The sequence below is a fragment of the Parasaccharibacter apium genome, from assembly GCF_002917995.1.
Lineage (GTDB): Bacteria > Pseudomonadota > Alphaproteobacteria > Acetobacterales > Acetobacteraceae > Bombella > Bombella apis.
Window position 1 is genome coordinate 135,168 of record NZ_LMYH01000003.1, and the last position, 12,687, is coordinate 147,854.

The 12,687-nt window shown below is 60.5% G+C and carries 10 protein-coding genes; 4 read left to right on the forward strand and 6 right to left on the reverse strand.

Features of this window, described 5'->3' with window-relative positions; translation table 11 throughout:
- Positions 1-25 precede the first annotated feature (25 nt).
- The 4 genes from ASO19_RS01270 to ASO19_RS01285 all read left to right on the forward strand — a co-directional run bounded on the left by ASO19_RS01270 (position 26) and on the right by ASO19_RS01285 (position 6,428).
- Positions 26-3,856, forward strand: coding sequence for a Hint domain-containing protein (locus tag ASO19_RS01270; RefSeq protein ID WP_103765225.1), 3,831 nt, complete (start codon positions 26-28; stop codon positions 3,854-3,856).
- A 91-nt stretch (positions 3,857-3,947) separates the two neighbouring features.
- Positions 3,948-4,934, forward strand: a complete 987-nt coding sequence (locus ASO19_RS01275) for an AEC family transporter (protein ID WP_086442070.1) — start codon at positions 3,948-3,950, stop codon at positions 4,932-4,934.
- A complete protein-coding gene (locus ASO19_RS01280; RefSeq protein WP_103765284.1) occupies positions 4,931-5,422 on the forward strand; it encodes a low molecular weight protein-tyrosine-phosphatase in 492 nt (163 codons plus the stop codon). The genes ASO19_RS01275 and ASO19_RS01280 overlap by 4 nt, the downstream gene beginning before the upstream one ends.
- A gap of 58 nt (positions 5,423-5,480) precedes the next feature.
- Entirely contained in the window at positions 5,481-6,428 is a 948-nt protein-coding gene (locus ASO19_RS01285; protein WP_103765226.1) for a 2-hydroxyacid dehydrogenase, read from the forward strand.
- 79 nt (positions 6,429-6,507) lie between these two features.
- Here the strand turns inward: ASO19_RS01285 and ASO19_RS01290 are convergent, their stop codons facing one another.
- The 6 genes from ASO19_RS01290 to ASO19_RS01315 form a co-directional block, all read right to left on the reverse strand.
- Positions 6,508-6,981 (reverse strand): TM2 domain-containing protein, encoded by a 474-nt coding sequence (locus ASO19_RS01290; protein WP_043558287.1) that lies wholly within the window; start codon positions 6,979-6,981, stop codon positions 6,508-6,510.
- A 127-nt stretch (positions 6,982-7,108) separates the two neighbouring features.
- Entirely contained in the window at positions 7,109-7,867 is a 759-nt protein-coding gene (locus ASO19_RS01295; protein WP_043558284.1) for an NAD kinase, read from the reverse strand.
- A gap of 8 nt (positions 7,868-7,875) precedes the next feature.
- On the reverse strand, positions 7,876-8,265 hold the full coding sequence (locus ASO19_RS01300; protein ID WP_081562697.1) for a hypothetical protein: 390 nt from the start codon (positions 8,263-8,265) through the stop codon (positions 7,876-7,878).
- 6 nt (positions 8,266-8,271) lie between these two features.
- A complete protein-coding gene (gene purH, locus ASO19_RS01305) occupies positions 8,272-9,861 on the reverse strand; it encodes a bifunctional phosphoribosylaminoimidazolecarboxamide formyltransferase/IMP cyclohydrolase (protein WP_103765228.1) in 1,590 nt (529 codons plus the stop codon).
- A gap of 88 nt (positions 9,862-9,949) precedes the next feature.
- Positions 9,950-11,485, reverse strand: a complete 1,536-nt coding sequence (locus ASO19_RS01310; protein WP_227449677.1) for an efflux transporter outer membrane subunit — start codon at positions 11,483-11,485, stop codon at positions 9,950-9,952.
- Between the two features lie 2 nt (positions 11,486-11,487).
- A complete protein-coding gene (locus ASO19_RS01315; protein WP_081562703.1) occupies positions 11,488-12,654 on the reverse strand; it encodes an HlyD family secretion protein in 1,167 nt (388 codons plus the stop codon).
- Positions 12,655-12,687: the final 33 nt, after the last annotated feature.

Here is a 12,687-nt window from a genome sequence, read left to right on the forward strand (position 1 = left end):
CAGACGCTGAGGGGCACTATCCGCCATGGCCACCTACTCCTATAACTCCAGCTACGACAATCTGAAAGCCATCGGAACCAACCAGGTTACTGGAAAAAGGAACTGGACCTTTATCCTGGGCGGCAACACGACCAGCACCACACAGGCACAGAGCAAACTCAACAATATTTACGTAGCCGGGACCGGTGGTCTTGGAAACAACATCTCGAACTCCCTCGCCTATGTCTATCAGAATACCCTGAACAACGGTATCGCCGTAAATGGCGGCTCTCTGGCTGCCGTCGGAAAAGTCGGTATCCTCTCGGGCGCCACAGCCCTTTCCGGAGCGTCCATCGAAGCTGTGGGGCAGGGAACCGTTCTGAATGGCATTGTCGGCTCGTCAGGGGCCGTCTTCGCAGGGGCTGTCACTCTCGCCCGCACCGACCCGAATGCGCCTTACGTCAACGGACCCGGCACGGCCATCAATCCCAGCGTCGGCTCTGGTGGATATGCGCTCGTAGGCGGTGGGGCCGCCGACTTCATCGTCAAAGGCTTCCAGGTCAACGGATCGGGTGGCCTCATGGTTGGCGGGACATTCAATCCTGGCAGCCTCTACGGAATTGGTAATGGGGGAACGGGAACCGGAGGCACCATCTTCGGCAGTCAGTCCGTTTTCTCCAACGGGCTCTCACAAAACCAGATCTTTGTCGGTAACAATGCTTTGCAGACAGTTGTCAGCAATGGTCTTTCCTCCAAAGCGACCATCATAGGCGGGACGCTTCTCAATTCCGGTGGAACCACATCCGGTGCCACGATCAGCAGTGGCGGGCAGATACGCATCACCGGCGGAACCTACGTCACCTGGCTGAATGCAGGCTATCAGAGCGTGACTGGCAGTTACGGGCTGGGGACCTCCTATGACGACACCATCACCTCCGGTGGCACGGAGGTGGTCGGCAGTGACGGAACCGTGTACCGCTCCGTCCTTTCCTCCGGGGCGGTCGGGACCATCCTCGGTGGAGGGACCTCCCTCTCTGCCAACATCGCCGGGGGAACGGAGACTGTCAGTTCCGGTGGTATCCTCAGCACAGGAACTGTCAGCAATAACGGTTCCATTTTTGTCTCTTCAGGGGGCTATGCCTCCAGCGTGGACATCAGCCAGGGTTATGCTGAGGTCACATCCGGAGGCATCGGCTCCGAATTCTCTGCCAGCAATGGCGGCACCATCCAGATTGATGGTGGCGCTTCAGTCAGCCATCCTGTCGTAAATAGCGGTGGTACCCTGACCATTGCCTCTGGTGCCGTCATTTCCAACGGGGCAACCATCAATGCCAGCCCCGATACCAGCATCGTTTTCCCTTCCGGGGCGACAGCGGACTATGTCGTGACCAACAATGGCACGACCCTCATCACTCCCGGGGCCACAATCCTCAACAATGTCGTGTACGCTACCGGTAGTGGTACAACCCTCCTTTCGGGCTCCGGTGCCACCATCGGGACGGCCCTTGCCGGGTTCAACCCCAACAGCAGCCTGGCCAGCCGCGGGACCATCGCTGTCAGCAACGGAGGTGTTCTCTCTGCTGCCACGGTCCAGCTGGGTGGGGCTGTCATTCTCGGCTCTGGCGGGACAGTTGGTGGTACTCTCAGCCTCCTCGGGGGGACGGGCTCGTTCCTCTCCGGCGGCAAGATGGATACCACCACGCCGTTGCAGGTTTCAGGCATCAGCACTTCCGTGCCCATGGGGACATGGGTTGGAGCACCGCTCAACACAGTAACATTTGGTGCCGCCCTTTATGTCGACTCCGGCTACAATTTCACGGAGATTGACGTTGGCAGCAAAGCCACAGCCACCATCAACGGAGGTACTGTCGGTACCTTCACGATCGGCAGCGGTGGGACCGACACCATTACAGGCGGGGCATCTGTCACGTCTCTTGCGGCTACAAGCGGGCTGAGCACCATCTCCGGCGGAACTGTCGACAGTTTCACGGCCACAGGAGGGACCAACAATCTCGCCGCCGGGGCCTCCATCAATACGTTCAACGTCACAGGCGGTGTCAACAGCATTGGTTCTGGCGTGCTGGTCAACACGCTCAGCGCTGGCCCGGGGGCATCCCTCGCCCTCGCCAGTGGGGCGTCCGTCTCCAATGTCACGCTCAATGGCGTCAACCTCACCGTCCCTCAGGACGGAGCAGGGATCACGCTTCTTTCTGCCCTCAATGGGGCTACGAGCATCATCAGTTCCGGCGCCCGGATCGACAGCGTCTTCCTCTCATCCGGTAAGGCAACTGTCACCTCCGGGGCCTTCATCAGCCGCCTGACCATCATGAGTGGCGCCTCTGGCGTTCTGAACTCGGGAGCTTCCGTCCAGCATGTCGAGGTAGCCAATGGCGGCTGGGTCAGCGGGGCCCGCATCGCCAACAACAGTGAACTGGCTGTTTCCTCCGGCGGGACAGCTCTTCAGACACTTGTCACCTTCGATGCCGGTACGGGGCAGCATTCTGGCGCCTCCTATACCATGGTCCAATCCGGCGGGACCCTCTCCGGGGCCTCCATTATCGGGGCTTCCGGGGCCAGCAGCAGCAACAATCTGGGGGGACTGCTGACTGTGGCCTCCGGGGCGGTGCTTCTCAACACGTCCATGGGCTATAACGCCCGCATCAAGGTGGATGGGCTGAAATACAGCAATTCCGGGAAGGTGACCATCAGGAATGGTACTCTGACAGTTACAGAAAATGGGCAGACCTGGGCGGTCGGTCTCCAGGGCAATTATGACGCCACCGGATTCGTTCTGAATGACGATGGACAGGGCAACACCATCATCGCCTATCAGAAATGCTTCCTGGCAGGCAGCATGATCCGCACCCCCAAAGGCGAAAAAGCCGTGGAGCGCCTGCGCAAGGGCGAACAGATCAATGTCTTTGTGGATGGCCGGGAAGAGATCCGTGACATCACGGCTGTCATCCAGCGTCGTGCCCGTGTCAACACATCCAGACCTGAAGACATGGCTGGCTGGTCTGTTCTCATCGCCAAGGATGCCTTTGGTGAGGGGCTGCCCAACAAGGACCTTTCCGTCACGCCAGAGCACTGCTTCTACTTTGAGGGCCGCTTTGTCCCTGCCCGTATGCTCGTCAACGGCACGTCCATCCGGTATGATCACAGTCAGGTTGAATACGATTATTACCACGTGCAGACGGAACCGCACTCTGTCATCTGGGCCAATGGTGTCCTGACGGAAAGCTGGCTGGATACGGATGAAGAAGATCTGTACAAACCGGAAGACGATTCCTCGGAAGATACCCTGAAGCTGGCAGAGCGTCATCAGCTCAACTGGGACGACCACGCCGCTGCGCCGCTGGATGTCTCCCAGACTTTCGTAAAGCCGCTACATGACAGATTTGCCGCACGGGCCGTTGAACTCGGCATTGCCAAGGCCGGGACGTCGCACGGTACGCCGCATGACGGCATGACAGCCGATCCTGCTCCCTATATCCGTCTGCCAGACGGGCGGACCATCCGGCCTCAGCGGCATGAAGCCGGGCGCTACCTCTTTGCCCTCCCGGCACATGCCCGCCAGGTCACGCTGGGCTCCCGGACATTCCGGCCCTCTGAGAGTATCGGCCCACACGTGGATGACCGACGTGAGCTCGGTATTCTGGTCGGGCAGGTCTCCCTCTGGGTTGGCGAGAAGGAGCACATCATCACCCGCCATCTGACAGAAAAGAACCTGAAAGGCTGGGATGTCATTGAAGCCGGTCCCCATCGCTGGACGCAGGGTGAAGCAGAGCTTCTCCTGCATGATGCCCCCGCTGCCAGTGTTGGCCAGAACATGCTCAGCATTGAAGTACAGGCTGGCGGCCCCTACCGGCAGGTCTGACCACACCCCGGGGAAGCAGGATGGTTTCCCCGGGCTCCAAAACGTCATAGGCTGTTTCATCGCTTTCCAACGCAGGACTTGATGGCAGCCCATGACAACAGGCCTTTTCCTGACAATCATAGAAGCCATCCTGCCCATACTGGTCACGCTCGGGCTGGGTTATCTGGCAGCATGGCGGCGGGATTTTGATTCCCATCAGGCGGGTGTCCTCATCCGCCTTGTCATGCTTTATGCCCTGCCGCTGGCCCTCTTGGCCTCCATTCTCAGCACTCCACGGGAGCGGGTCCTCTCTGCGGGCCCGCTGGCTGGGCTGATCCTTGTTGCCATGCTGGGCGTGTATGTCGTCCTCTTTGCCATCCTGCGCTGGGGGCTGGGACGCCGACAGGGAGAAGCAGCCCTGATCACCATGACCGTGACAGGCCCTTCTGTTCCCTTCATCGGGATTCCTGTTCTTGGGCAGCTCTTTGGCCCAACCAGCGCCGTTCCCATTTCCGTCGCTTCGCTCATCATGAATCTCTGCCAGATTCCGCTGACACTGATCCTGATGAATCACGACCAGCAGCGCCAACAACGGCAGCAACAGGATGCCGAAACAAACCCCACATGGCAGACCACGCTACGAGAGCTGGGGGGCCATCTGCTCCATTCCTGCCGGGAACCCGTCGTCTGGGCGCCGATGCTGGCCTTCCTGATGGTTCTGGCCAATATTCACCTGCCCCTCCCCCTCAAAAGTTCACTCCAGCTGCTGGGACACGCCACGGGCGGCACGGCGCTGTTTGCCTCCGGGGTTGTCCTCTGCGCCCGGCAGGTCCGCTTCAGCCTGCCTGTAGGACTCATGGTGCTGGGCCGAAATGTCCTTATCCCTCTTGGTGTCTGCATGCTGGCCTTTGTCTGGCACCTTCCCTCTCTGACCTTGCAGGAAGGTGTCCTCGCCATGGCCATGCCCAGCGCTGCCATGAATGTCATTCTCGCCATGCGCTATCACATGATGGAGCGTGAAATCGCCTCGGTCCTTTTTTTCGGTACGATCAGCTCCATATTGACTCTGGCATTCTTCATATGGCTGACAAACGCATGACAGATTCATCCTCCTTTCCTTCATTTCTTTTTGTCTGCACCGGCAATATCTGCCGTTCTCCTCTGGCAGAGCTGGCCATGCGCCGGGAGGCGGAACAGCGCGGCCTGATGGTCGACATTGATTCCGCTGGCACGGGGAACTGGCATGAAGGCGACCGGCCTGACCCCCGTGCCCGTGCCACGGCACGGCGCCATGGTCTGGATGGCAACCAGCTCCGGGCCCGCCAGGTCAGGACCGTGGATTTTGACCGCTTCGACCATATCATCGCACTGGACCGGTCCCACCTTGCTGCCCTGAAAAAGCTTCAGCCTGCTGGTAGCAAGGCCCATGTCAGCCTTCTGCTGGATCATGTTTCCGGTCGGCAGGGGGATGATGTGGTCGACCCCTATTACGGTCCTGAAGAAAGCTTTGAAACTACGTGGCGGGATGTTGAAGCGGGCTGCAAGGCTCTGGCTGCCCGCTTTCTGGACAGACCTTCCACCTGCTAGGCAGCGGTCAGGTTGGACCTGATCCCCGCCTGCTCCCCACCTCTTGAAAGTGCGCATCATGACGGCAACACCAAAGACACAGCAGCATCTTCTCCTGCTGGAACCGCTCCCGGAACCCACACTGGCAACGCTGGGGGAACATTTCGTCATCCATCACTTCAGCACCATGGATGAACTAAAAAAAATCGCACCGGAAATCCGGGCCATTGCCACGGGCGGGTCCTATGGTGTGGCACCGGAGGTCATGGCCGCCCTCCCCCACCTGGAGATCATCGCCGTCAATGGCGTCGGGCTGGACAGGATTGACCTTGCAGAAGCCAGGAGGCGGCATATCCGGGTTACCGTCACCACGGACATTTCCACCAATGACGTGGCCGACATGGCCATGCTCCTCCTGCTGTCCCTGAAGCGGAATCTCAGAAGCAATGAGCAGTTCCTGCTGAATGGCAGCTGGGCGGCTGGGAAACTGCCCCCTCTGGCTCATTCTCTCAATGGTCGGAAACTGGGAATCGCCGGTTTCGGTCGCATCGGTCAGGCCGTAGCCCGGCGGGCACAGGCCAGCAACATGGAGGTCGCCTACTTCAACCCCCACCCCCGTGAAGGCAGCCCTCTGACTTTTGAACCCAGCCTTGAAAAACTGGCCGCATGGGCGGATGTGCTCGTCATCACCCTTCCTGCCACTGCTGCCACAAAACATATCGTCAATGCCGACATACTGGCAGCACTTGGCAAGGATGGTGTGTTGGTCAACACAGCCCGGGGCAGCGTGATTGATGAAGAAGCCCTGCTGGCCGCCCTGAAGGACAGGACGATCGCCGGGGCGGGGCTGGATGTCTTCCAGAATGAACCGACCATCAATCCGGCTTTTTCCACGCTGGACAATGTCGTGCTCCAGCCCCATCAGGCCTCCGCCACCATCGAGACACGGCTGGCCATGGGGCAGAACATCATCGACAACCTGCTGGCTCACTTCAGCGGGAAACCCCTGCTTACACCAGCCTGCTGACCCCTACGAAACATTACAGCCCGGGCCCCGTCAGACGGGTACCCGGGCTGCAAAATTCACCCTGCTGGAGCAGGCAGGCTCAGAACCATTCCTTGCGGTTCTGTACATAGATCCGATAAAAATCTTCATCAGATTTTGTCAGGTAAATCACTCCCTCGATGAAGGCGATCAACCCGATGATGACGGGAGGGAGCACCAGAATACACCCCAGAACCGACACCAGCAGCATGATCAGACCTGCCCGGGTGTATCCCAGATAAAATTTGTGGATGCCCAGCCCACCCAGAAAGAGGGCCAGAATTCCGGCAGCCGTTTTGGACTTGCCACCCACCTCTTCAAAGAGATTTCCTGCTGGCGTCTGGCCAGACCCGGGCACGATGAAAATGGACAGGGCCTCATCACCCTGCACATCAAAATCGACAACTGCACCATTCTTCAGGAAGGCACCTTCAGAGCCGAAGCTGGCCCCCTTGAAAGAGTAACGTTTTTCATCGTTCCCGCTAATGATGCCCTCACCATTGCGTATATCGTAGTTCAGGATCGTCCCGCGCATCTCATGTCTCCATCTTTACTGATTGGCCAAAACATTAAAATGAATTCGATCAGACATAAAGGAACATTTCTGTCAGAATTCCTCCCCAGACAGAAAATTGCTCCACTGGTATTTAAAAAGTAATGATTTATTCAGCAAACTGTTCCGCAATGATCCGTTCGGACAGGCTGTGATCAGGATCGAAAAGAAGCGTCACCTTCTTTTCATCGTCCAGCCTGACGATGACCTCACTCACGTCACGGATCTCCTCAGGCCCGGCCACAGCCGAAGCGGGACGTTTGTCCGTGTCATAAAGCGTAAAACGGACTGTCACGCCTGCAGGCAGGAGAGCCCCCCGCCAGTGCCGGGGCTGGAACGGAGAAATGGGCGTGAGAGACAGCAGCTCCGCCCCCAGGGGAATGATGGGCCCATGGGCCGACCGGTTATACGCTGTTGAACCAGCCGGCGTAGCCAGAATGATGCCATCACAGATCAGACGGGACATCCGCACCCGGCCATCAATCTCAATGCCTATATGAACCGTCTGACGGGTCTCCCGATACAGAAACACGTCATTGAAACCAACACCTTCATGCAGCTCGCCAGACTTTGTCCGGGCCCACATGTGCAGGGGAGCAATCTCCGTATGCTGGGCATAAGCCAGCCGCTGGGGCAGGTGATCCTCCGCCGGGCTGTTCATGAGGAAACCGATTGTCCCATAATTCATGCCAAAGACGGGAATATCACTGCCACAGATATGCAGCAGCGTCTCCAGCATGAAGCCATCCCCCCCCAGACACACCAGCACCTCGGCCTGGTCCAGCGGGACATTGCCATAACGCTCAGTAAAACGCTCCAAGGCTTCCTGTGCAGCCTCGGTGGAAGCAGCAACAAAGGCAATGTTCATGGAACGGCTCAGGGAGACCCGCCACCCTGATGCTCGATCACATCATAGGCAGCTGAACCGGGGTAGGCCCCTTTGCGGACATCCAAGACCGAAGGACAGACCAGCCTGTCCTTGTCGTACAGGGCCAGTACCCAGATTTTCCGCCCATCGAGACTGACCAGCCCATGCACCTTCACCTCATTGGCCAGACGCACGAACGGCAGCAGGGATTCCGGCATGACAACATCCCGCCCATCAGCGAACAGGACCCCATCACCCGTAATGCGACTGACCGTACCGGTGAAGACCGGAACGGGCTTCACGTCATACTGGCAGTCGGCTGCCTGAGCCACCACAGGAAGCCCGCCCAGCAGGCTCCCCATCAGGACGAAAAGAGCAGAAAATCGGGTGATCATCATGGAACCTCAATGTCTGAAGTGGCGCATCCCCGTGAAGACCATGGCAATCCCGGCAGCATCGGCTGCGTCAATCACTTCCTGGTCCCGGATGGACCCGCCGGGCTGGATGACAGCCGTGGCCCCTGCGGCAACCACACTCTCCAGCCCGTCCGCAAAGGGGAAGAACGCATCGGAAGCAGCAACGGACCCTTTTGTCAGAGCCTCGGACTCCCCGGCTGCATGCGCGGCATCCTCACTCTTGCGGGCGGCGATCCGGGCACTGTCCACGCGGGACATCTGCCCGGCACCGATACCCACCGTAGCCTGATTCTTCACATAGATCACGGCGTTGGATTTCACATGTTTGGCAACACGGAAGGAGAAGAGAAGATCCGCCATTTCCTGCGCTGTCGGCTTGCGTTTGGTCACGACCTTCAGCATGTCCTCCGTGACATGCCCGTTATCCCGGCTCTGGGCAAGGAACCCGCCAGAAACGGACCGGAAGGACAGGCCCGGAGCCTGTGCATCCGGCACACCACCGGTCAGCAGCAGGCGCAGGTTCTTCTTCTTCGCCAGAATGGTTTTCGCCCCCTCATCAGCATCAGGAGCCACAATCACCTCGGTAAAGATCGCACTGATCTGCTCCGCCGTAGCCTCATCCAGCGTGCGGTTCAGGGCCACGATTCCACCAAAGGCTGAAACCGGATCGCAGCGCAGCGCAGCCTTCCATGCCTCAACCAGCGTGGCGGCAGAAGCCACACCACACGGATTGGCATGTTTGACGATCACCACCGTCGGCTCGTCAAACTCGGCCACAGCCTCGAAGGCAGCATCCGTGTCATTCAGGTTGTTGTAGCTCAGAGCCTTGCCCTGAATCTGCTTTGCCGTGGCCAGACCGGGCCGAGCACTGCCATCCCGATAGAAGGCCGCTGCCTGATGGGGATTCTCACCATAGCGCAGCAGCTCGTCACGCTGGCCGGAGAGTGTCAGGACCGGCGGCAGGGCGACCTTGCCCTCTTCATCACCCTGGCGGGTAAACCAGGCGGAGATCATGCCATCATAAGCTGCCGTATGGGTGTAGGCCGCAGCGGCCCAGTCCCGGCGTTCGGCCAGCGTCGTGCCGCCCTGCTCCAGAGCCGCCAGAAAGCCCGCATACTGGGCCGGGCTTGTCAGGATGGCCACGGAGGCAAAATTCTTGGCGGCAGCCCGCACCATGGCCGGACCACCAATATCGATATTCTCCACGCACTGCTCTGCATCCGCACCGGATGCCACCGTGGCCGCAAAAGGATACAGATTGACGCAGACCAGATCGATCGGCGCAATGCCATGTTCCTGCATCTGCGCCTTATGCTCTTCCTTGTCCCGCCGCCCAAGGATACCGCCATGAATCCACGGTACCAGCGTCTTGACCCGGCCATCCAGAATCTCGGGGAAGCCCGTATGCTCGGAGACTTCCTTTACCGGCAGGCCAGCCTCACGCAGCGTGCGGGCCGATCCACCCGTGGAGAGGATTTCAACATTCCGGGCCACGAGGGCACGGGCCAGATCAACCAGCCCTGTCTTGTCGGAAACGGACAGAAGGGCACGACGGGGAGAAAAGCGTGTATCAGTCATGCTTGTGGCATATCCCTCACCTTCCGGCTGTGCAAGACAGATTCACATCACGACCTCGCAAAAAAGCCACGTTTCTGTCTCCCCAGCCCTACCGGACCGATCTTTCCCCGCTCCTTCCTCCAGCCTCTGCCGTCATGCGCTGCTCGGTGGCAGCCAGCACGGGCTGCCAGCCCCCACCCAGTGCCCGATAAAGACTGACAGCGGCCAGTGTCGTCTCCATCCGCAGATCCGCCAACGTCACCTGACTGGAGAGCAACATGGACTCCGCCCGGTCCACTTCCAGAAAAGGTACGGCCCCATCCTCATATTGCAGGCGGGCAGCCCGGTAAGCCTTCCGGTTCTGCGCCACAAGTTCCGTGACATGCTGATAGCGGAGCTGAATCTGGGCCAGCCTCGTGATGGCATCATCCACATCCCGCCACGCATTCAGGACCGTCTGCCGATACGCCAGAGCAGCTTCCTGCTGCTCGGCCTTCTTCAGGGACAGCGTGCCCCGCAGGCGCCCCCCCTCAAAGATCGGCACGTTCACGGTCGGGCCAAGCGTGAAATACTTGGCCGCAGGCATGAAGAAGTCCCCGGCCGAAAGGCTCTGCGTCCCCAGATTGCCCGCCAGATTGATATCCGGATAGAAGGCCGCCTTCGCTGCCCCGACCTCCGCCGTGGCCGCATGGAGGCGGGCATCCGCCACCATGATGTCCGGCCTGCGCTGCGCCAGACTGGAGGGCACATCCACCCCGACAGAAACGGGCACATCCAGCTGGGGCTGGACCGGCAGAAGGTCCTCCTCCAGCGCACGGGGCGGAAGGTCCAGCATGACCCCCATCGTGTTGATCAGGGCGGCCTGCATGTCCCGCAGGGGCGGCAGGGCACTGTCTGTCTGCTCCACCTGCCCACGGGCCTGCGCCACTTCCAGATCATTGGCCGCCCCCTCCTTCTGGCGGGCCAGCACGAGGGCCAGATCATGCCGCACGAGGGCCTGATGCCGTTCTGTCAGGCCTATCTGGGCCTGAACCGCCCGCAGGCGCAGATAGGCCTCCACGAAATCGGCCAGACGGGCCAGCGCAATGCCACGGGCATAGGCCTGCTGCTCGTCCACACGGGCCTTTCCGGCTTCCACAAGGCGACGGATGCGGCCAAACACATCCATGTCCCACGAGGCCGAGCCGATATTGGCATACTGCTCATATTGCAGGTTGGAGCCCGGAGCTGGCTGGGCGAGCGTCAGGAAGCCCTTCCGGCTCTGCTGTGTCCATGTATAGGACCCGGCCCAGTTCAGGCTGGGAACACCTTCCGCCGCCACGACCTTCAGCTGCCCCCGGGCCTGAAGCACACGGGTGGCGGCCTGCCGGATATCCAGATTCTCCCGGGAGAGCCGCTCCACAAGCCGGTTCAGGACAGGGTCATGCCATTGCTGCCACCAGCTGACATCCACCGTGGCCGGACTGGTGAAACCACGGCTCCGCCTCTCCCGCACATCCGCCGCCTTCTGCCAGGCGGCAGGCTGATCGTTCTCCTTCGGGGTATGATAGTCCGGCCCCATCCGCACACATCCACCCAGAGAGACCAGCCCCAGCATGGCCCATCTGGCCACTTTCCCCCGACCGCAGACAGACAGACCCTTCATGCTCATTTGTCCGTCACCGCCCGGTCCGTCCGGGTCTGCGCCCTGACCACGGAACTCAGCCCCGTATCCACGGTCGTCTCGACAGAGAAACCCATCCGCAGCAGGCGGGCCAGAGGCTGCCCCGGCACCAGCGTGATCTTGACGGGCAGACGCTGGACGATCTTGGTGAAGTTGCCGGTCGCATTCTCCGGGGCCAGAGGCGCAAAGGCCGCACCGGAGGCCGGAGGCACGCTGTCCACAACACCATCAAGGTCGATGTCGTACGCATCCACATGGATGTGGGCCTTCTGGCCGGGGCGCATGTGCTGGAGGGCCAGCTCCCGATAGTTCGCCTCGATCCAGAGCTGGTCCATCGGCACGACCACCATCAGGGCTGCGCCATCAGGCACATAGTTGCCGCTCTGCACCGTGCGCTCCCCGACCATGCCATCAAAGGGCGCACGGATGGCCGTATAGGACAGGTTCAGCTCGGCCTGATGCACCCGTGCCCGGTCCACGTCCACCTGACGGCGGCTGGAATCCTGCCGGGCCTCCAGCACACGGAGCTGCGCCTCGGCGGCATCCCTCTGGGCCTCCGCTGCCTGAAGGGACGCCGTCAGATCATCCAGACTGGCCCGGGTCCGCTCACCCTCTTCCCGGCTGCCTGCACCATTGAGGGCCAGATGGGCATAGCGGCTGGCATTCTGCCGTGCGAACAGGAGCTGGGCGGAAAGCTGGGCCACCCGTGCCTTTGCCTCGGCAATGATGGCGGGCTGGCGGGCCACGCTGGCAGCGGCATCCATCACGAGGGCACGGTCATGGGCTTCCACCGCCCGGGCCTGGTCTAGGGCCGTCTGATAGTCCCGTGGGTCCAGCTGCACCAGAATGTCCCCGGCATGGACGGTCTGGTTGTCATCCACCGGGACGGACACGACCTGCCCCGGCACACGGGGAGCAATGACGCTGTAATGGGCCGTCACATAGGCATCATTCGTCCAGACATGCGCTGCGGGCACAAAAACAATGACCAGCACGCTGATGATGAAGGCAAGGATGATCCCCCCGGCCAGCAGGAACGGCCAGCGTCGCCGTCTTTCCCGTGCCAGAGCAGCCCCGTCACTCGGAACCGTTCTGGTGACACTGGCCTGCGGGCGGGCATCTCCGGCCTGTTTGTCTGATTTCTGCGTCATCCCCATCTCCCCCGCCTTGTCATGCCCATCATC